This window comes from Klebsiella ornithinolytica (genome assembly GCF_030505655.1).
GTDB classification, from domain to species: domain Bacteria; phylum Pseudomonadota; class Gammaproteobacteria; order Enterobacterales; family Enterobacteriaceae; genus Klebsiella; species Klebsiella ornithinolytica.
Map to the genome: position 1 here is coordinate 4416766 of NZ_CP130153.1, position 19386 is coordinate 4436151.

The 19386-nt window shown below is 59.9% G+C and carries 18 protein-coding genes; 13 read left to right on the forward strand and 5 right to left on the reverse strand.

The window, feature by feature from the left end; genetic code table 11:
* The first annotated feature begins 60 nt into the window (after window positions 1–60).
* Both Q1L34_RS21035 and fbpC read left to right on the forward strand, forming a co-directional pair.
* The gene (locus Q1L34_RS21035) at window positions 61–2139 is read left to right on the forward strand and encodes an ABC transporter permease (RefSeq protein WP_099842824.1); all 2079 of its coding nucleotides are present in this window, start codon (window positions 61–63) and stop codon (window positions 2137–2139) included.
* Between the two features lie 11 nt (window positions 2140–2150).
* Window positions 2151–3197 (forward strand): ferric ABC transporter ATP-binding protein, encoded by a 1047-nt coding sequence (fbpC, locus tag Q1L34_RS21040; protein WP_004858415.1) that lies wholly within the window; start codon window positions 2151–2153, stop codon window positions 3195–3197.
* A gap of 958 nt (window positions 3198–4155) precedes the next feature.
* Here the strand turns inward: fbpC and mmuM are convergent.
* Both mmuM and mmuP read right to left on the reverse strand, forming a co-directional pair.
* Window positions 4156–5088, reverse strand: a complete 933-nt coding sequence (gene mmuM, locus Q1L34_RS21045) for a homocysteine S-methyltransferase (protein ID WP_004858411.1) — start codon at window positions 5086–5088, stop codon at window positions 4156–4158.
* Complete coding sequence (gene mmuP / locus Q1L34_RS21050) at window positions 5075–6481, reverse strand: S-methylmethionine permease (RefSeq protein WP_104895435.1); 1407 nt, start codon at window positions 6479–6481, stop codon at window positions 5075–5077. Before mmuP ends, mmuM begins: the two co-directional genes overlap by 14 nt.
* Before the next feature lie 223 nt (window positions 6482–6704).
* Here mmuP and eat point away from each other — a divergent pair, with 223 nt between their 5' ends.
* From eat to eutC, 3 genes are read left to right on the forward strand one after another with little or no spacing between them, the layout of a single operon-like run.
* Window positions 6705–8084 carry an ethanolamine permease gene (gene eat, locus Q1L34_RS21055; RefSeq protein ID WP_004858404.1) on the forward strand — a complete coding sequence of 460 codons (1380 nt, stop codon included), beginning with the start codon at window positions 6705–6707 and terminating at the stop codon, window positions 8082–8084.
* Window positions 8085–8093: 9 nt separating this feature from the next.
* Window positions 8094–9482, forward strand: coding sequence for an ethanolamine ammonia-lyase subunit EutB (locus tag Q1L34_RS21060; protein ID WP_015585064.1), 1389 nt, complete (start codon window positions 8094–8096; stop codon window positions 9480–9482).
* Complete coding sequence (gene eutC, locus Q1L34_RS21065) at window positions 9479–10258, forward strand: ethanolamine ammonia-lyase subunit EutC (protein WP_316094679.1); 780 nt, start codon at window positions 9479–9481, stop codon at window positions 10256–10258. The genes Q1L34_RS21060 and eutC overlap by 4 nt, the downstream gene beginning before the upstream one ends.
* A gap of 106 nt (window positions 10259–10364) precedes the next feature.
* On the opposite strand, the gene Q1L34_RS21070 is transcribed toward eutC, so the two are convergent.
* The gene (locus Q1L34_RS21070; RefSeq protein WP_015585065.1) at window positions 10365–10541 is read right to left on the reverse strand and encodes a hypothetical protein; all 177 of its coding nucleotides are present in this window, start codon (window positions 10539–10541) and stop codon (window positions 10365–10367) included.
* A 250-nt stretch (window positions 10542–10791) separates the two neighbouring features.
* Between Q1L34_RS21070 and Q1L34_RS21075 the strand changes: the two genes are divergently transcribed.
* The 8 genes from Q1L34_RS21075 to phnE (Q1L34_RS21110) all read left to right on the forward strand — a co-directional run bounded on the left by Q1L34_RS21075 (window position 10792) and on the right by phnE (Q1L34_RS21110) (window position 17662).
* Window positions 10792–11601, forward strand: coding sequence for an ABC transporter substrate-binding protein (locus Q1L34_RS21075; protein ID WP_004858392.1), 810 nt, complete (start codon window positions 10792–10794; stop codon window positions 11599–11601).
* Between the two features lies 1 nt (window position 11602).
* On the forward strand, window positions 11603–12421 hold the full coding sequence (locus tag Q1L34_RS21080) for an amino acid ABC transporter ATP-binding protein (RefSeq protein ID WP_064357462.1): 819 nt from the start codon (window positions 11603–11605) through the stop codon (window positions 12419–12421).
* Window positions 12418–13170: an amino acid ABC transporter permease gene (locus Q1L34_RS21085; protein ID WP_004858385.1), complete on the forward strand. Its 753-nt coding sequence runs from the start codon at window positions 12418–12420 to the stop codon at window positions 13168–13170. The genes Q1L34_RS21080 and Q1L34_RS21085 overlap by 4 nt, the downstream gene beginning before the upstream one ends.
* Window positions 13160–13864 (forward strand): amino acid ABC transporter permease, encoded by a 705-nt coding sequence (locus tag Q1L34_RS21090; RefSeq protein WP_004858383.1) that lies wholly within the window; start codon window positions 13160–13162, stop codon window positions 13862–13864. The genes Q1L34_RS21085 and Q1L34_RS21090 overlap by 11 nt, the downstream gene beginning before the upstream one ends.
* Before the next feature lie 172 nt (window positions 13865–14036).
* Window positions 14037–14879 (forward strand): phosphonate ABC transporter ATP-binding protein, encoded by an 843-nt coding sequence (gene phnC, locus Q1L34_RS21095; RefSeq protein WP_004858380.1) that lies wholly within the window; start codon window positions 14037–14039, stop codon window positions 14877–14879.
* 23 nt (window positions 14880–14902) lie between these two features.
* Window positions 14903–15844 carry a phosphonate ABC transporter substrate-binding protein gene (gene phnD / locus Q1L34_RS21100; RefSeq protein WP_004858378.1) on the forward strand — a complete coding sequence of 314 codons (942 nt, stop codon included), beginning with the start codon at window positions 14903–14905 and terminating at the stop codon, window positions 15842–15844.
* A 67-nt stretch (window positions 15845–15911) separates the two neighbouring features.
* A complete protein-coding gene (gene phnE, locus Q1L34_RS21105) occupies window positions 15912–16784 on the forward strand; it encodes a phosphonate ABC transporter, permease protein PhnE (RefSeq protein ID WP_004858375.1) in 873 nt (290 codons plus the stop codon).
* Window positions 16781–17662, forward strand: a complete 882-nt coding sequence (gene phnE / locus Q1L34_RS21110; RefSeq protein ID WP_004858372.1) for a phosphonate ABC transporter, permease protein PhnE — start codon at window positions 16781–16783, stop codon at window positions 17660–17662. The genes phnE (Q1L34_RS21105) and phnE (Q1L34_RS21110) overlap by 4 nt, the downstream gene beginning before the upstream one ends.
* A 69-nt stretch (window positions 17663–17731) precedes the next feature.
* On the opposite strand, the gene Q1L34_RS21115 is transcribed toward phnE (Q1L34_RS21110), so the two are convergent.
* Window positions 17732–18394: an HAD family hydrolase gene (locus Q1L34_RS21115; RefSeq protein WP_004858368.1), complete on the reverse strand. Its 663-nt coding sequence runs from the start codon at window positions 18392–18394 to the stop codon at window positions 17732–17734.
* A gap of 178 nt (window positions 18395–18572) precedes the next feature.
* Window positions 18573–19382: a sulfite exporter TauE/SafE family protein gene (locus tag Q1L34_RS21120; RefSeq protein ID WP_118859880.1), complete on the reverse strand. Its 810-nt coding sequence runs from the start codon at window positions 19380–19382 to the stop codon at window positions 18573–18575.
* Window positions 19383–19386 lie beyond the last annotated feature (4 nt).

Consider the following 19386-nt stretch of genomic DNA (forward strand, 5'->3'; position numbering starts at 1 on the left):
TAATGCCGGGCAGCGGCTTCGCCTTGCCCGGCCAATACCTTCCTCAACACCGGAACCGCTATGTCACACACACTTGCACTCCATCCCGTGAAAAAACGGGATGCGATATTCCTTTGGGTTTTGTTTGGCTGGCTGGCGTTCGCCCTGCTGCCAAGCTGGAGCCTGGATTACGGTCTGCTGGAGTCCACGAGCGATGAAATCGTCGCGGCCTACGGCTGGTCACAGTTCAATATCAGCTGGCTGTGGTATCTGTTGCCGAGCCTGCTGCTGATTCGTCCATGGCAGGAAGCGGCGCGGGAGCAGCGCGGCCGCCACTACCTCGACGCGGGCTGGGCGCTGTTATGTATGGCGTTTATCGTCATCAGCGCCACCGTTGAAGGTCGTGGGTTAGGCTACGCCACCATCGTGCTGTTTGTCGCGCTGGGCGCTATCATGACACTGGCGCTCACCCGCCTTGAATGGCTGGGCGGCGACCGCTTTGTGATTGGTTCGCTGGTCACCATCGTCGCGTTAATTGGCGTCTTTATCGTCTGGCCGAGCATCGCCATTTTTATCCCGATGTTCACCAACGACGCCGGCGAGTTCGCGCCGCTGGCGTTTATGGCCGTGCTGTCGCAGGCGCATATTGTCCAGGTGATCCTCAACTCCATCGCCCTGTCGATTGCGGTAGGCATCGGCTGCACCTTCTTCGGGCTGGTACTGGCGATTTACACCACCCGCATCGCCAGACGCAGCGCCGTTATTGGCCGCATCTTCTCGATTCTGCCCATCGTCACCCCGCCGTTCGTCGTCGGCCTCGGCGTAACCCTGATGATGGGCCGTTCCGGCTATGTCACCGAGTTTATGGTGGAGTGGTTCGGCTTAACCAACACCAACTGGCTGTACGGGTTTACCGGTATCTGGTTAGCGCAGGTGCTGGCCTTCACCCCAATGGCGTTTATGATCCTCGACGGCGCGATTAAGACTATCCATCCGTCGCTGGAGGAGGCGTCGTACACCCTGCGCGCCAGCCGCTGGCAGACCTTTAACGGCGTCTTCGTCCCGCTGCTGAAACCGGCGCTGGCGAATGCGTTTTTGATCGTCATCGTCCAGTCGCTGGCCGACTTCAGCAACCCGCTGGTGCTCGGCGGCAACTTCGACGTGCTGGCAACGCAGATCTACTTCTACATCACCGGTTCACAGCTCGATTATCAGGCGGCGAGCACGCTGGGCGCGTTCCTGCTGCTGTTCTCCCTGCTGGTGTTCTGTATTCAGTATATGTGGATCGGCAAGCGCTCCTACGTCACGGTCTCCGGTAAGTCCTATCGCGGCGACGTGCAGCCGCTGCCGGTGACCCTGGTGTGGAGCGTGATCGCCATTCTGGCGGTGTGGGTAGCCTTCAACGCCCTGCTCTACGGCAGCATTTTCTACGGCAGCTTCACCGTCAACTGGGGCGTGGACTACACCCTGACGCTGGATAATTTTATCAAGTTGTTCGGTCAGGGCATGAGCGACGGGGCATGGCCTTCGCTACTCGACACCCTGCTCTACGCCGGGATCGCCGCGCCGATCACCGCCGCCTTCGGCCTGTTGATCGCCTGGGTCGTGGTGCGCCAGCAGTTTAAGGGCAAAAAGACCATCGAGTTCACCACCATGCTGTGCTTCGCGGTACCGGGCACCGTGGCGGGCGTCTCCTATATTCTCGCCTTTAACAGCGCGCCGGTGTACCTCACCGGAACGGCGGCGATTGTGATTATCTCAATGGTGATGCGTAACGTGCCGGTGGGCATTCGGGCGGGCATTGCCGGCCTAGGCCAGATCGATAAATCGCTGGATGAAGCCTCGCTCAGCCTACGCGCCGGAAGCCTGCGCACCATTACGCACATTCTGCTGCCGCTGCTGCGCCCGGCTATTTTGTCGGCGCTGATCTACAGCTTTGTGCGCGCCATTACTACCGTCAGCGCCATTGTGTTCCTCGTGACGCCGGATACCCGCGTGGCGACGGCCTACATTCTGAACCGCGTGGAAGACGGCGAATACGGCGTGGCGATCGCCTACGGTTCGATTCTGATCGTGGTGATGCTGGCGATTATTTTCATCTTTGACTGGCTGATCGGGGAAGCGCGTATCTCCCGTTCAAAAGCCAAAAACCAGGCGTAATGGAGCGCACTATGAGTCAGAAAAATTTTGTTGAGCTGCGCAACGTCACCAAGCGATTCGGCAGCAACATGGTTATCGACACTATCAATCTCACCATTCCGCAGGGGCAAATGGTGACGCTGCTCGGCCCTTCCGGCTGCGGTAAGACGACTATTCTGCGCCTGGTGGCCGGGCTGGAAAAACCGAGCGAAGGACAGATTTTCATTGATGGTGAGGACGTTACCCATCGCTCGATTCAGCAACGCGACATCTGCATGGTGTTTCAGTCTTATGCCTTGTTCCCGCACATGTCGCTGGGGGATAACGTCGGCTACGGTCTGAAGATGCTTGGCGTGTCGCGCAGCGACGTGAAAGCGCGGGTGAAAGAGGCGCTGGCGATGGTGGATCTGGAAGGATTCGAAGACCGCTATGTCGATCAGATCTCCGGCGGTCAGCAGCAGCGCGTGGCGCTGGCGCGCGCCCTGATCCTCAAGCCGAAGGTGCTGCTATTTGATGAGCCGTTGAGTAACCTCGACGCCAACCTCAGGCGCAGCATGCGCGATAAGATCCGCGAACTGCAAAAACAGTTTGATATCACCTCGCTGTACGTGACCCACGATCAGAGCGAAGCCTTTGCGGTTTCCGATACCGTGCTGGTGATGAATAAAGGTCATATCATGCAGATCGGCTCGCCGCAGGATCTTTACCGCCAGCCCGCGTCGCGCTTTATGGCGAGCTTTATGGGCGACGCCAACCTGTTCCCGGCCGCCTTCAGCGAGGATTTTGTCGATATTTATGGCTATCGGCTGCCGAGACCGCTGCATTTTGCCGCCCAGGGCGAAGGCAGCGTCGGCGTACGTCCGGAGGCGATTACCCTGAGCGATCGCGGCGAGGAGAGCCAGCGCTGCACCATCCGCCACGTGGCCTATATGGGACCGCAGTATGAGGTGACGGTGGAGTGGCACGGGCAGGAAATTTTGCTGCAGGTGAACGCGACGCGGCTGCAGCCGGATGTCGGCGAGCAGTATTACCTCGAAATCCACCCGTACGGGATGTTTGTGCTGGCCGATGCGGCGTAACGGATGCCGGGTGGCGGCTTACGCCTTACCCGGCCTACGGTTCGGATACCTTGCCGGTCGGGTAAGCGCAGCGCCGCCTGCGCATGGGGTTCTGCAACCGGATGACCTCGGAATCCACCCGGACCGGATGTTTGTGCTGGCCGATGCGGCGTGACGGATGCCGGGTGGCGGCTTACGCCTTACCCGGCCTACGGTTCGGATACCTTGCCGGTCGGGTAAGCAAAGCGCCACCTGCGCATGGGGTCCTGCAACCGGATGACCTCGAAATCCACCCGGACCGGATGTTTGTGCTGGCCGATGCGGCGTGACGGATGCCGGGTGGCGGCTTACGCCTTACCCGGCCTACGGTTCGGATACCTTGCCGGTCGGGTAAGCAAAGCGCCACCTGCGCATGGGGTCCTGCAACCGGATGACCTCGAAATCCACCCGGACCGGATGTTTGTGCTGGCCGATGCGGCGTGACGGATGCCGGGTGGCGGCTTACGCCTTACCCGGCCTACGGTTCGGATACCTTGCCGGTCGGGTAAGCAAAGCGCCACCTGCGCATGGGGTCCTGCAACCGGATGACCTCGAAATCCACCCGGACCGGATGTTTGTGCTGGCCGATGCGGCGTGACGGATGCCGGGTGGCGGCTTACGCCTTACCCGGCCTACGGTTCGGATACCTTGCCGGTCGGGTAAGCAAAGCGCCGCCTGCGCATGGGGTCCTGCAACCGGATGACCTCGAAATCCACCCGGACCGGATGTTTGTGCTGGCCGATGCGGCGTGACGGATGCCGGGTGGCGGCTTACGCCTTACCCGGCCTACGGTTCGGATACCTTGCCGGTCGGGTAAGCAAAGCGCCACCTGCGCATGGGAGTTCGGATACCTTGTAGACCGGGTAAGCGCAGCGCCATCTGCGCATGGGAGTTCGGATACCTTGTAGGCCGGGTAAGCGCAGCGCCACCCGGCGCCCACTCAGCGCTGCGCGTTCAGCTCAGCAATATCCTTCGGCGTCGTCCGGCAGCAGCCGCCAATCAGTTTCGCCCCTGCGGCCAGCCATCGAGGTAAATATCCCGCCAGCGTTTCACACGCTTCGCCGTGGTGATGCCAGGTTTTGCTCACCGGGTCATAATGCTCGCCGGAGTTGGGGTAGACCACCAGCGGCAGCGCCGTCAGGCTATGCAGATGCTCCAGCGCCGCGGTGGTCTCTTCCAGCGCAATACAGTTAATGCCCAGCGCCACAATCTGCGGGTAGTTTGCCAGTATGGAAATCACTTCCCGCAGCGGCGTCCCGTCGCTGAGATGCTGCGCATCGCGCAGGGTAAACGAGAACCACGCCCGCGCACGAGGATAGGTACTCAACAGCTCAGCCAGCGCCTTAATCTCGGCAAAGCCGGGCATGGTTTCACAGGCCAGCAGATCGGCCCCGGCGTCGAGCAGCGCTTCCACCCGCGGACGGTGGAACGCCTGAAACTCTTCGTGGCTACGGACATAATCGCCACGATACTCCGAACCGTCCGCCAGGAACGCGCCGTACGGCCCGACTGAACCGGCAACCAGCAGCGTGCCCGCCTGCGGGTTCTCCGCCAGATACGCTTCCCGTGCCTTGCGCGCCAGTTCAACGCTTTTACCGATCAGCGCCTTCGACTGCGCTTCATCCAGCCCGCGGGCGGCAAACCCCGCCGGAGTAGCCTGATAGCTGGCGGTAATCGCCACCTGCGCACCGGCGCGAAAGTAGTCCAGATGGACTTCGCGGATAAGTTCCGGGTTGTCGACCAGCACTTTCGCCGACCACAGGCTGTCGGCAAGATTGCAGCCGCGCGCTTCCAGCTCCGTCGCCATCGCGCCGTCCAGCAAAATAAAGGGCTGTGCGTCCAGGATGGCGGTTAACGGATTATTCTGCGACATGTTGAGGCTCCTGGGTCAATGCCCGTGAACGAGTCAGGTAGTACGCACCATAACACAGGGCGACGAACGGAATCCCGCACCACAGCGCAATTCTCTGGCTGGGGTCAAAGGCGAGACCAATACAGGCCACCAGACACAAAATAAAGCCCAGCACCGGCACCAGCGGGTACCACGGAGCGCGATAGTGTAGTTCGCTCAGCGCTTTCCCCTGCTGGAGGTGGCGGCGGCGGAACATAAAGTGCGATGCGCAGATGCTTAGCCAGACCGCCACCACCGCAAAGCCGGAGATAGCCGACAGCGCAACAAAGACCGTATCCGGCGCCACCACGCTGGAAAACAGCGCCAGTACGCCGCCCAGCATACTGACCGACAGGGCGATCAGCGGCACGCCGTTCTTGTTGACTTTGGCAAAACAGGCCGGCAGCGTCTTTTCATTCGCCAGCGACCACAGCATCCGCCCGGAAGCATACAGCCCGGAGTTGGCCGCCGAGAGAATGGCCGTGAGGATCACAAAGTTAAAAATGTCCGCCGCATAGGGGATACCCACCTTCTCGAACACCAGCACAAACGGGCTTTTTTCCACCCCCGCCTGCTGCATCGGGATCAGCGCCGCCAGCACAAAAACGGTGCCGATAAAAAAGATAATCAGCCGCGCGATGGTCGTGCGGATAGCGACCGGGATGACCTGATGCGGGTTTTGCGTCTCGCCGGCGGCAATCCCGATAAGCTCAGTACCGGAGAAGGCGAAATTCACTGCCACCATGGTCATCAGAATCGGCAATCCACCGTGGGGGAACCAGCCTTCGGCGGTGATGTTGTGCAGACCCGGCGCCGATGAACCATCCTGCATAGGAATAAAGCCAAAAATGGCGGCGCCGCCAAGAATAATAAAGGCAATGATGGTGACGACTTTCACCAGCGAAAACCAGAATTCACCTTCGGCGAAGAAGCGTGTGGAGATGACGTTAAGGCCAAAGATCAGCGCGCAAAACAGGACGCACCAGATCCACACCGGCACCTGCGGAAACCAGTACTGCATGCAAAACCCGGCGGCGGTGAAACTTGAACCCAGCGCCACCGTCCAGGTCAGCCAGTAGAGCCACGCCACGGTATAACCGGTCGCCGGACCGAGATAGCGTGCGGCATAGACGTGAAAAGCGCCGGTTTCCGGCATCGCCACCGACAGCTCGCCCAGACACTGCATCACCAGCCAGACCACCAGCGCGCCGATCAGATAGGCCAGCAGCGTACCCGCCGCGCCGGTCGTGGAGATGATATACCCGGTATTAAAGAATAACCCTGTGCCAATGACGCCACCCAGCGACAGCATAATCAGATGACGCGTCTTCATGGTGCGCTTTAACTGCCCACCTTCTTGTTGTGTTGTTTGCATATTACCTTCTAAACGTATGGACATCTAAACATCCAAAGAGGGTCTGTTATACCCTGCCGATGGCTAAAATGCAAAGCGTGCTGCACCATCCCGTCGCGCGATTGCCCCGTCTTTTGCCCCATTTTTGTTCATCTTGTGCCGCCGGGTGAAGCGCAGACGCCAGCCCTGTTCTGGCATCCTCTTTGCAGCGTCCTGCTCATCTTCATCTGGCGAGGCAGCGAATATGACAGGGCACACCACGACATTAAAAAGAACGCTCGGCAGTTTCCGTTTATGGGGGATCGCCGTCGGGCTGGTCATCTCAGGCGAATATTTTGGCTGGAGCTACGGCTGGTCGCAGGCCGGGACCTTGGGTTTTATGATTGTGGCGCTGGCGATTGCCGCCATGTACTGCGCCTTTATCTTTAGCTTTACCGAGCTGACCACCGCCATTCCGCACGCGGGCGGCCCCTTCGCTTACGCCTACCGCGCATTCGGCCCGACCGGCGGTTTTATTGCCGGTTTCGCCACCCTGATTGAGTTTGTCTTTGCCCCGCCGGCGATTGCCATGGCGATCGGCGCCTATCTTAACGTCCAGTTCCCGGCGCTGGACCCTAAATGGGTCGCCTGCGGCGCCTACGTGGTCTTTATGACCCTCAATATTCTCGGCGTCGGTATTGCCGCCACCTTTGAGCTGATCGTCACCCTGCTGGCGATTTTCGAACTGCTGGTGTTTATGGGCGTGGTGGCGCCGGGCTTCTCATGGAGCCACTTTACCGCCAACGGCTGGGCAGGCGCAGAGAGTTTCAGCGGCCTGGCGCTGCCGGGAATGTTTGCTGCGATTCCCTTTGCTATCTGGTTCTTTCTGGCCATTGAAGGCGCATCGATGGCGGCCGAAGAGGCAAAAGATCCGCAGCGTACCATCCCACGCGCGCTGGGGGGCGGGATCCTGACCCTCACCGTGCTGGCCCTTGGCGTGATGGTGTTTGCCGGCGGCGTTGGCGACTGGCGCACCCTGGCCAACATCAACGACCCGCTGCCGCAGGCGATGAAAATGGTGGTCGGCACCAGCAGCGGCTGGCTACATATGCTGGTGTGGCTGGGTCTGTTCGGTCTGGTGGCTTCGTTTCACGGCATCATCATGGGCTATTCCCGGCAGATCTACTCGCTGGCGCGGGCGGGCTATCTCCCTGCCGGTCTTGCCACTCTCAACCGTCGAACCCGCACGCCGCATCTGGCAATCCTCGCCGGCGGCGTGGTTGGCGTGGCCGCGATTTTCTCCGACTCGCTGATTACCATCAGCGGGATGCCTCTGACCGCCTGTATCGTCACCATGTCGGTATTTGGCGCTATTGTTATGTATATCACCTCGATGGCGGCGCTGTTTAAGCTGCGCCGCAGCGAGCCAAATTTGATTCGTCCGTTCCGCGCGCCGCTCTACCCGTGGGCACCGGCGTTCGCCCTGGCGATGGCGGTACTCTGTCTGGTGGCGATGGTCTGGTATAACCCGCTGCTGGCGCTGATTTTCGCGGCGATGATGCTGGGAGGCTATCTGTGGTTTCGCAAAACCGCGTCCTCCCGCGAGCGTGCGCCGGCGGATCCACAGCTGCGCATTGTCTCCTGAGGAGGCGGCATGTATAAAACAACGCTATCGGGCCAGGTCTGGCGCTTTGATAGTCTGAAGACGTTAATGGCGAAGGCCTCTCCGGCGCGCTCCGGCGATGCGCTGGCGGGCGTGATCGCCGAAAGCGCCGAAGAGCGAATGGCGGCAAAAATCGCGCTGGCGGAGGTCCCGCTGACCGAGATTCTGGCCAATCCCCCGATCCCATATGAACAGGATGAGGTCACCCGGCTGATTATCGACACCCACGATAGCGGTGGATTCGCCGCTATTCGCCACCTGACGGTCGGGGATTTTCGCGACTGGTTGCTGGATGACGCGACCGATACCGCCACCCTGCAACGGGTCGCGCGGGCGATAACGCCGGAAATGGCGGCGGCAGTCAGCAAACTGATGCGCAATCAGGATCTGATCCTCGCCGCCAGCAAGTGCCAGGTCATTACCCGTTTTCGCAATACGATCGGGCTGCCGGGTCATCTTAGCGTCCGCCTGCAGCCCAATCACCCGACGGATGACATGAAGGGCATCGCCGCCAGCATGCTTGACGGCCTGCTGTACGGCGCGGGCGATGCGGTGATCGGCATTAACCCGGCAAGCGACAGCCTGCCGGTGCTGGCGCAGCTCAACCAGATGCTCGACGATATTATTCAGCGCTTCGCCATCCCCACTCAGTCCTGCATTCTGACCCACGTCACCAACACCCTGCAGCTGATTGAGCGCGGCGCGCCGGTCGATCTGGTGTTCCAGTCGGTGGCGGGAACCGAGGCGGCCAACAGCGGTTTTGGTATTAATCTGGCCTTACTGCAGGAGGCGCGTGAGGCGGCGCTAAGCCTGAATCGCGGCACCCTCGGCAACAACGTGATGTATTTCGAAACCGGCCAGGGAAGCGCCCTCTCCGCCAATGCGCATCACGGCGTCGATCAGCAGACCTGCGAAGCGCGCGCCTATGCCGTTGCCCGCCATTTTGATCCGCTGCTGGTCAATACGGTGGTCGGTTTTATCGGCCCGGAATATCTCTACGACGGTAAGCAGATCATCCGCGCCGGTCTGGAGGATCACTTCTGCGGCAAGCTGATGGGGCTGCCGATCGGCTGCGACGTCTGCTATACCAACCACGCCGAAGCGGATCAGGATGATATGGATACTCTGCTGACCCTGCTGTGTACCGCCGGGCTGACGTTCTTAATCGGTGTGCCGGGCGCGGACGATATTATGCTCAACTATCAGAGCACCTCCTTTCACGATGCGCTGTACGCCCGTCGCTTACTCGGCCTGAAACACGCCCCGGAGTTTGCCGCCTGGCTGACGAAAATGCGCATTATCGACCCGGATGGCACCCTGCGTCTGACCGATGCCCGCCATCCGCTGCTGTCCGTCCTGCCGCAAGGAGAACCGGTATGAATCCCCCCGACGCCTGGAACCCGCTGCGTGAATTTACCGATGCGCGCATTGCGCTGGGGCGCAGCGGCGCCAGCCTGCCCACGCGCGAAGTGCTCAATTTTGGTCTGGCTCATGCCAGAGCCCGGGACACTATTCACCGGCCGTTTGACAGCGAACAGCTGGCACCGGGGCTGGCGGAAATGGGGCTCTCCTCGCTCACGGTACGCAGCGCCGCCGGCGATCGGCATATTTACCTTAACCGTCCGGATCTCGGGCGCCGACTGGATGAGGCCAGCCGCGCCGATCTCGCCGCCAGCGGCGTGCGCCCGGCGGATCTGCTGCTGGTAATTGGCGACGGGCTCTCCTCGTATGCCGTGCATCGTCAGGCTCTGCCGCTGATCCGCGCGCTGCTGCCCTATCTACACACGCTGGGCATAAGCCTTGCGCCGGTCGTGCTTGCTCATCAGTCCCGGGTGGCGCTGGGGGATGATATTGGCGAAACGCTGAAGGCCAGGGCGGTGGCGATATTAATCGGCGAGCGGCCGGGGCTCTCTTCGCCGGATAGCCTTGGCGTCTATCTCACCTGGCAACCGCATCGTCAACGGCTGGAGTCGGAGCGTAACTGTATTTCGAATATTCGCCCGGAGGGGCTGAGCTATGATGCCGCCGCCTTTAAGCTGGCGTGGCTGCTGGAGCAGGCTTTTTTACGTCGTTTGACCGGCGTGCGTCTTAAGGATGAGAGCGATAACCCGGCGCTGCATGGCAAGGTAAGACCGCTGGGGATGGCACAGATTTAAAGCCGCTGGAGGCTGCGGCATGGCATCCCGCTCGCCGCAACCTCCAGCAGCCTCGCGCTACACAAAGCACACCTCGTTCCAGTAGGCTTCACGCGTCCAGCGTCGCTCAGTATGTCTTATCATGACGGAACCACCGTGTTTCAACATTGCCGATATCCACGCCGTAAAGGCTGGCGACCGGCAATATTGCCTCCATCATTCGTTGGGTATCCTGCTGCCCGGCTTCACCGTTAGATAAAAAAGCCAGCCAGCGCGTTAATCGTTGCCATAGAGCTACTTTCATTTTTCCTCCGTCGGGAAGCGATTTGCCTGACCGTATTTCAACCACAGATGACCCGAGCCTGGAAATATCAATTCCGGGTTTTCAATCCCGGAAGACGCATATCATCCCGCCGGTCACGTCGGCAAATACCCATGCGCTCTCTAAGTTCTTTTTTGCTATAGATAAGAACTTTTTCTTCTTTGCCGGAGACGGTCGGTTTGTGGGAGCGTGATAAGCACAAAACAAAAACAGGGATTCAGGGGAAATAATCATGCGCATTGCAAAAACGAAAATCGCGCTGGCGCTGGGTGTTCTGGCGCTGACCGCACAGGTTCAGGCAGACCAGCTGGCGGATATTAAAGCCGCCGGCGTGGTGAAAGTCGCCACCTTCGACGCCAACCCGCCGTTTGGCTCGGTCGACCCCAAAACTCACCAGCTGGTGGGCTATGACGTCGATTTCGCCCAGGCGTTGGCAAAATCGCTTGGGGTAAAACTGGAGCTGGTCGCCACCAACCCAGCCAACCGGATCCCGCTGCTGCAATCCGGGAAGGCCGACCTGATCGTCGCCGACATTACCATCACGCCGGAACGTGCGCAGGTCATTGATTTTTCGACCCCGTATTTTGTTACCGGCCAGCAGTTCCTCGTGCCGGTCAAATCTGCCGATCGGCTCGACAGCTATAGCAAAGCACGGATCGGCGCGGTTAAAGGCACCACCGGCGAACAGGCGCTGCATCAGCGTTTCCCGCAGTCTCGCGTGCTCTCCTATGACGATATTCCGCTGGCGCTGACCGCCCTGCGTAACGGCAACGTCCAGGCCATCACCCAGGACAGCACCATTCTCGCTGGCCTGCTGGCAGAGGCGCCGGACAAAGCTAACTTTAAAATCATCCCCGATTTGCTGAGCAAAGAGGAGATCGGCGTTGGCGTCAAGAAAGGCGAACCGGCGCTGCTGAAAGCGGTCAACGACGAGCTGGTCAATCTGGAAAAATCGGGCCAGGCCGCCAAAATCTATGATGTCTGGTTTGGCCCTGCCACCAAAACTCCACAGCCGCGTGCGTTTACCATAGAAGCTAAATAATATGTTATCGGGTCTGTTTTCACGCTCCGCGGCTTCGTCCGCGGATTTTTCGCATTTGCAGCGCGCCAGTATTGAATTTCGCCAGGCGGCAAAACGCTACGGCGACCATCAGGTACTCAACGGCATCAATCTGCAGGTAGAACCCGGGGAAGTAGTCGCGATCCTCGGGCCATCAGGATCGGGAAAATCAACGTTGATCCGTCTGATCAATCAGCTCGAATCCCTCAGCGGAGGCGAGATTCTGATCGACGGCAAACCCACTCGCCACCTCACGGACAGCGCGCTGCGTCAGCTACGCAGCCGCGTGGGCTTTGTTTTCCAGCAGTTCAACCTCTATGCCCATCTGACGGCGCAGGAAAATATCACCCTGGCGCTGGAGCGCGTGCACGGCTGGGAAAAAGCCGCCGCGCGCGAACGCGCGCTGGCGCTGCTGCAACAGGTCGGGCTGGAGGATAAAGCCCGCCAGATGCCGGCCCAGCTCTCCGGCGGCCAGCAGCAGCGCGTGGCCATTGCCCGCGCCCTCGCCTCGTCGCCGCAAATTATTCTTTTCGATGAGCCCACCTCGGCGCTCGATCCGGAAATGATCGGCGAAGTGTTGCTGGTCATGAAGAAGCTGGCGCACAGCGGCATTACCATGGTGGTCGTGACGCATGAGATGCAGTTTGCTCGCGAAATTGCCGACCGGGTGGTGTTTATCGACGGCGGCGATATTCTCGAAGTGGCGCCGCCGGCGGACTTTTTCGCCCGGCCACAGCACGCCCGCACGCGGCGTTTTCTGCAAAAGGTGCTCAATCCGCTGCACCAGGAGAGTCTCGAATGAACCCGGTTCTCGACTGGCACGGCGTGCTGAGCGGGCAGCCGCTGCAGTGGATCATCTCCGGCTTTCTGACCACCGTGTGGGTCAGCCTCGCCGGGATGATCCTGGCTACCGTCCTGGCGGTACTGCTGCTGGCGCTGCGCTTAGGCGGCGGCCGCGCCGGACGCGGCCTGGTAGCCTGCTGGGTCTCGCTGTTTCGCAATACGCCGCTGCTGGTACAGCTGCTGTTCTGGTATTTCGCTGCCTGGAACCTGCTGCCGCTGACGGCGCGGGATTTCATCAATGCCGACCACGCCTGGTCCATTCTGCCGGGTAACGTCTGGTGGCTGACCCCGGAGTTTCTCTGCTCGATGTGGGGGCTGGGAGTATTCACCTCGGCATTTCTGGTGGAAGAGATCGCCTCCGGGCTGCGTGCCGTCAGTCACGGTCAGCGGGAAGCCGCTCTTGCGCAAGGTTTTACACCGTGGGGCGAACTGCGTCATATTCTGCTGCCGCAGGGGCTGGCGAACGCCTGGCAACCGATTATCGGCCAGTATCTGAACCTGATGAAGCTCTCGTCGCTGGCCAGCGGCATCGGCTTTGCCGAACTGACCTATCAGGTGCGGCAAATCGAAAGCTATAACGCCCATGCGCTGGAGGCCTTCGCCGTCGGCACGGCGCTGTATCTGGTGCTTGGGGTGGTGATGGGGATGGCGCTGGCGCGTCTGGGTCCGGGCGCCACGCAGCACAGGAGCGCACAGCATGAACGCTAATCTGGCGGTCATCGCCGATAACCTCGATTACCTGCTGTGGGGACGGCTGGCGGACGGCATTCCCGGCGGCGTGGCGCTGACGCTGATGATGGCGATCGGCGCCGCGGCGCTGGCGCTTCCTCTCGGCATTCTGCTGGCAGGCGCCGCCTGGCGCTATGGCGGGCTGGTGCGCCGACTGCTGTTCCTGTGGGCCGAGCTGATTCGCGGCATTCCGCTTATTTTCGTCATTTTTTGGCTCTGGTATCTGCTGCCGATGCTGACCGGGAGCGACCTGCCGGGGGCGGTAACGGTCACCCTGGCGCTGGCGTGGTTTACCGCCGCCTCGGTGATGCATTCGGTGCTGGCGGGGCTGCAGTCATTGTCCGCCGGACAGTTTGAAGCGGCACGAACCCAGGGATTTTCTGCCGGACAAGCGCTGCGTTTAATCCTGCTGCCGCAGGCGCTGCGCAATGTTCAGCCTTCACTGGTGGGGATTTTTATCAACCTGCTGAAAGACACGTCGCTGGCGTTTATTGTTAACGTGCCGGAACTCACCACCGTTGCCGGCCAGGTCAATAACCGGGTGCAGATCTACCCGCTGGCGATTTTTGTCTTCACCGGCGCGGTCTATTACCTGCTGTGCTGCGGCCTGAGCCTGCTGGCTAACCGTCGTTATATCCGGCGCAACGGCGACAGGCGTTACGCCCGCGGATAAGACACGGCGGCGCATTCGTGCGCCGCCGGTCTGGCTTCTCTCCCGGGCAGATAGCGCAACATCGCTCGCGCAATAACCGCACCGTTCACTGTTTTTTCGTCTTACCGTCATATAACGATCACATAAAACGCCATTAATAGTGCCCAGTTTAATGATGAATCTGGACGCTCTTATGAATAGTTCTCTTGCCGCGGTAACCGACACCGATTATCCGCATTTTGGTCAGCCGAATACCGCCCGGCAGCGGAAAGTCTTAAGCGTGCGCAACCTGAATAAGTCTTACAGCGCGCAGCAACCCGTACTCGATAACATCAGTTTTGATCTGCATGCCGGCGAACTGGTGGGCGTGATCGGCCGCTCTGGTGCCGGTAAGTCGACCCTGCTGCATGTGCTGAACGGCACCCACAGCGCCACCGGCGGTGAAATCCTCAGCTACCCGGAAGTGGGCATGCCGCACGATGTGGCGAAGCTAAAAGGCCGCGCGCTGAACGCCTGGCGCAGCGAGTGCGGCATGATTTTCCAGGACTTCTGCCTGGTGCCGCGTCTTGACGTGTTAACCAACGTGCTGCTGGGTCGGCTGAGCCAGACTTCAACGCTGAAATCCCTGTTTAAAATCTTCCCTGATGCCGACCGGGCGCGGGCCATCTCCCTGCTCGAATGGATGAACATGCTGCCGCATGCGCTGCAGCGGGCGGAAAACCTCTCCGGCGGGCAGATGCAGCGCGTGGCGATTTGTCGCGCGCTAATGCAGAACCCCGGTATTTTGCTGGCCGATGAGCCGGTTGCCTCTCTCGATCCGAAAAACACACAGCGCATCATGAACGTACTGCGCGAAATCAGCGAACAGGGCATCAGCGTGATGGTGAACCTGCACTCGGTGGAACTGGTGAAAGAGTATTGCACGCGGGTTATTGGCGTAGCGAAGGGCAACATTATTTTTGACGACCATCCCTTACTGCTGACTCAGGATATTCTGCATCAGCTGTACGGGGATGAAATTAGCCAATTGCATTAATTTCCACTCACACGGACAAGATAATGAAACAATACATCACTGGTGCAGTTCGTATATCCGCCGCGGTCGCGGGAATGATGATGGCATGGCAGGCAGGCGCTGCGGAGCAGCCGAAAGAGTTAAACCTGGGGATCCTGGGGGGCCAGAACGCCACCCAGCAAATTGGTGATAACCAGTGTGTAAAACAGTTTCTCGACAAAGAGCTGAACGTCGATACCAAATTACGCAACTCCTCTGACTATTCCGGCGTTATTCAGGGTCTGCTGGGCGGTAAAGTCGACGTGGTGCTCAGTATGTCGCCTTCCTCTTACGCCTCGGTTTATATCAATAACCCGAAAGCGGTGGATATTGTCGGTATCGCCGTGGATGATAAAGATCAGTCCCGCGGCTACCACTCGGTGGTCGTTGTCAAAGCCGACAGCCCGTATAAATCGTTAGACGATCTGAAAGGCAAAGCCTTCGGCTTCGCCGATCCGGACTCCACTTCCGGCTATTTGATCCCGAACCACGCCTTCAAACAGAAATTCGGCGGTACTTCGGATAACAAATACAACAACTTCTTCTCCAGCGTAACCTTCTCCGGCGGCCACGAGCAGGACATCCTGGGCGTGCTGAACGGCCAGTTCGCGGGTGCGGTCACCTGGACGTCGATGGTCGGCGACTACAACAGCGGCTATAGCGTCGGTGCCTTCAACCGCCTGATTCGTATGGATCACCCGGATCTGATGAAGCAGATCCGTATCATCTGGCAATCGCCGCTGATCCCCAACGGACCGATCCTGGTCAGCAACGCGCTGCCGGCTGACTTTAAAGCCAAAGTCATCAGCGCGATCAAAAAGCTGGATACCGAGGACCACGCCTGCTTTGTGAAAGCCATGGGCGGTACTCAGCATATCGGCCCGGGTAGCGTGGCTGACTTCCAGCAGATTATCGATATGAAACGCGAGCTGGTAAGCGCCCGTTAATCCCGCCCCAACGCCGCCTCCGCGTAGGCCCGCGTGAGGCGGCGGCATACTGAAGACCCATCGACGTATGAATATACCGAATACCGAATTTGAACGTTATTACCAGCAGGTACGCGCGCGACAAAAGCGCGATACCTTTAGCTGGTCGCTGCTCCTGCTGGTGCTTTATTTCGCCGCCGGCAGCGCCGCTGAATTTAATCTCTTCACCATCTGGCGCTCGCTGCCGAATTTTCTCGATTACATGTTTGAGACGCTGCCGACGCTGCACGTCAGCGCTCTGTTCGCCGATGTCCACACCAAAGGCTCGCTGGCCTACTGGGGCTATCGTCTGCCGATTCAGCTACCGCTGATCTGGGAAACATTACAGCTGGCGCTGGCTTCCACTCTGATTGCGGTGGTCATTGCCACTCTGCTGGCGTTCCTCGCCGCCAATAACGCCTGGTCACCGCCGCCGCTGCGTTTTGCCATCCGCGTTGTGGTGGCATTTTTACGCACCATGCCGGAGCTGGCGTGGGCGGTGATTTTCGTGATGGCCTTCGGCATCGGCGCCATTCCCGGATTTCTGGCCCTGATGCTGCACACCATCGGCAGCCTGACCAAGCTGTTTTACGAAGCGGTGGAAAGCGCACAGGACAAACCGGTACGCGGCCTGATGGCCTGCGGGGCTTCACCGATCCAGCGCATTCGCTTCGCGCTGTGGCCGCAGGTCAAACCGATTTTTCTCTCCTACGGCTTTATGCGTCTGGAGATTAACTTTCGCTCGTCAACCATTCTTGGGCTGGTGGGCGCCGGCGGGATCGGTCAGGAGCTGATGACCAACATCAAGCTGGATCGTTACGATCAGGTCAGCATCACGCTGCTGCTGATCATCATCGTGGTGTCGCTGCTGGATATGCTGTCCGGCCGCCTGCGGCAGTGGGTTCTTGAGGGCAAAAAATGAGTCAATGGCAAAGCCAACCGGATGTCGCCGCCAGCCGTCGGCAGCATCGTCAACTGTATCAAGCCCAGGGGCGCTATTTGCGTTTCGTCGCTCTGCTGACGCTGGCAAGCTTACTTTACTACGTCTGGTTTTTTACCCAGTTTGGCATCAGCGGCGAGCAGCTCACCACCGGTCTGCAGCAAATTAGCCGCTATCTGCTGCGGATGTTTGTCTGGCACGACTTTTTCAACTGGCCGTTTGCCTACTACTTCACGCAAATCGGCATCACTCTGGCGATTGTCTTCGTCGGGACCCTGACCGCAACGGTGATTGCGCTGCTGCTCTCTTTCCTCGCGGCACGTAACATTATGCGCGGGTTGATTCCCGGATTTATCGCCCTGCTGATGCGCCGCCTGTTTGACGTGCTGCGCGGTATTGATATGGCTATCTGGGGGCTGATTTTTGTCCGCGCCGTGGGCCTTGGGCCGCTGGCCGGGGTGCTGGCAATTATTATGCAGGATACCGGACTGCTCGGGCGGCTGTATGCGGAAGGACATGAGGCGGTTGACCGCTCACCGGGGCGCGGACTAACCGCCGTGGGCGCAAACGGCTTGCAGAAGCATCGCTTTGGCATTTTTACCCAGTCTTTCCCGACATTTCTGGCGCTGAGCCTGTATCAGATTGAGTCGAATACCCGCTCCGCCGCGGTGTTAGGCTTCGTCGGCGCCGGCGGTATCGGCCTGATTTATGCGGAAAACATGCGGCTGTGGAACTGGGACGTGGTGATGTTTATCACCCTGCTGCTGGTCGTCGTGGTCATGGCGATGGACACGCTCTCGGCGTGGCTACGCCGCCGCTATATTGGCGGCAACGTGGTGCCCTTGTTCAAAGCGGAGTAACCTGCCTCCCCGGCTACCGGGGCAGCAGAGCCGGCAGGGATGATGCCGGGGGCCCGGTAAAAATCGGGCTCAAAGGCTCCACGCCAGCACCGGCCAGTTGTAGCTGGCATTCACCGCCGTCAGCTGCGGACACGGGTTAACCAGTCGGACATGGTCTGCATGCAGACACAGCGGCAGGTCATTGATCGAATCGGTATAGAAGGTCACCTCGCCGCTCTCGTGCGGCCAGGTTTTCTGCCATGCCGCCAGCCGCACCACTTTTCCCTGCTGGTAGCTTGGCGTACCGGCAATCACTCCGCTATAGCCGCCGTCGGCCATCTCCACGTCGATACCTAACGCCTGCTCAATCCCCAACGCCGAGGCCACCGCCTGCACCAACAGGCTAACCGAGGCCGAAATCACCAGCATCTGTTCGCCCTGCGCACGCAGGGTTTGCAGCAGATCCCACGCCTGCGGATAGACGCGCGGCATAATATCCTGCTGCACGCAGCGAGCCACCAGCGCATCGACCTCCGCCTTCGGCACGCCAATGAGCGGTGCCTGGATTAAGGCGACGTAGTCGGCGATATTCATTTCACCGCGATCGTAATCGTCCATCAGCATCGCCTCCCGCGCCAGATACGCCGGATCGCTCACCCACCCTTCCCGCACCAGGAACCGGCTCCATACCGTGCTGCTGTCGCCCTTAATCAAGGTATTATCCAGATCGAAAATCGTCAGATTTTTGGACATTGTTCATTTTCCCTAATCAGCAAAATTGGCTCGCCAGAGCATGCTTAACGAAGATGACAGGAGAATGACTCGCCTGCGCACCGGACAAAGGGTAGCAAAAAGAGAGGAAAAACGGGTCAGATTAGCGGATCGGTGGCGATATGCCGCGAACCATGACGACATTAATGTCGCCCTACGACTATCCCTGAAGGCTCATCACCAGCAGTACCGCTATCAGCAACAGCGGGTAAATCCGCGCGTGCCAGCGATCCGGCAGACGTGTCAGCCAACGGGCGGCTAACCGCAGTCCCAGCCAGCTGCCGGCGACCAGCAATGCCGCGGCCGACAGCCAGATATGCCCCAAAAATCCTACCGGTAGCCCTGTGGGCGATACGCCGGTCATCGCCACCCACGTGGCGGTAGCGCTCGCCGACAGCGGCAGCGTCAGCACATTGGCCGTTGCCGCCGCTTCCGGCATCGTCGCGCCGCGACGACGCATCAACGGAACGGTCATGACGCTGCCACCGACGCCAAGAAACGACGCGATCAGGCCAATTACGCCTCCCGTCGTCAGCTCGCGCGCGGCAACCGGCGCAGAACGTCGGACGCCAGGGGCCATAAAACCCGGACGAAAATAGCAGTCGAGAATGGTCACCAGCAGATAGCTGACGAACAGCCAGCGAATCCACCGCCCGTTCGCCGAGAGCGCCAGCAACGCCCCGGCGATCCCCCCGAGGGCAATGCCCACGAACATCATCCGCAGAGGACGCCAGCACAGCGTTCCACTGCGAAGATGACGCCAGGTTGCCAGCAGCGCCGCGCAGAGCATCACCAGCGCAGAGGTGGCCACCGCAATATGCATCGCCTGCCCGCCGACATCGCTCTGCGCGCCCCACGCCGCGGTCACCAGAAGAGAGATCAGCGGCACGGTGACAAAACCGCCGCCAAAACCAAACAGCCAGGTCGTGACGCCACACGCTACACCGCAGATAAAAAGCCAGCACATCATTCGA

Bases quoted from the DNA above. Each gene is read 5' to 3' on its own strand.
- Q1L34_RS21035 (WP_099842824.1), top strand. From the start codon at position 61: ATGTCACACACACTTGCACTCCATCCCGTGAAAAAACGGGATGCGATA.
- fbpC (WP_004858415.1), top strand. From the start codon at position 2,151: ATGAGTCAGAAAAATTTTGTTGAGCTGCGCAACGTCACCAAGCGATTC.
- mmuM (WP_004858411.1), bottom strand. From the start codon at position 5,088: ATGTCGCAGAATAATCCGTTAACCGCCATCCTGGACGCACAGCCCTTT.
- mmuP (WP_104895435.1), bottom strand. From the start codon at position 6,481: ATGCAAACAACACAACAAGAAGGTGGGCAGTTAAAGCGCACCATGAAG.
- eat (WP_004858404.1), top strand. From the start codon at position 6,705: ATGACAGGGCACACCACGACATTAAAAAGAACGCTCGGCAGTTTCCGT.
- Q1L34_RS21060 (WP_015585064.1), top strand. From the start codon at position 8,094: ATGTATAAAACAACGCTATCGGGCCAGGTCTGGCGCTTTGATAGTCTG.
- eutC (WP_316094679.1), top strand. From the start codon at position 9,479: ATGAATCCCCCCGACGCCTGGAACCCGCTGCGTGAATTTACCGATGCG.
- Q1L34_RS21070 (WP_015585065.1), bottom strand. From the start codon at position 10,541: ATGAAAGTAGCTCTATGGCAACGATTAACGCGCTGGCTGGCTTTTTTA.
- Q1L34_RS21075 (WP_004858392.1), top strand. From the start codon at position 10,792: ATGCGCATTGCAAAAACGAAAATCGCGCTGGCGCTGGGTGTTCTGGCG.
- Q1L34_RS21080 (WP_064357462.1), top strand. From the start codon at position 11,603: ATGTTATCGGGTCTGTTTTCACGCTCCGCGGCTTCGTCCGCGGATTTT.
- Q1L34_RS21085 (WP_004858385.1), top strand. From the start codon at position 12,418: ATGAACCCGGTTCTCGACTGGCACGGCGTGCTGAGCGGGCAGCCGCTG.
- Q1L34_RS21090 (WP_004858383.1), top strand. From the start codon at position 13,160: ATGAACGCTAATCTGGCGGTCATCGCCGATAACCTCGATTACCTGCTG.
- phnC (WP_004858380.1), top strand. From the start codon at position 14,037: ATGAATAGTTCTCTTGCCGCGGTAACCGACACCGATTATCCGCATTTT.
- phnD (WP_004858378.1), top strand. From the start codon at position 14,903: ATGAAACAATACATCACTGGTGCAGTTCGTATATCCGCCGCGGTCGCG.
- phnE (WP_004858375.1), top strand. From the start codon at position 15,912: ATGAATATACCGAATACCGAATTTGAACGTTATTACCAGCAGGTACGC.
- phnE (WP_004858372.1), top strand. From the start codon at position 16,781: ATGAGTCAATGGCAAAGCCAACCGGATGTCGCCGCCAGCCGTCGGCAG.
- Q1L34_RS21115 (WP_004858368.1), bottom strand. From the start codon at position 18,394: ATGTCCAAAAATCTGACGATTTTCGATCTGGATAATACCTTGATTAAG.
- Q1L34_RS21120 (WP_118859880.1), bottom strand. From the start codon at position 19,382: ATGATGTGCTGGCTTTTTATCTGCGGTGTAGCGTGTGGCGTCACGACC.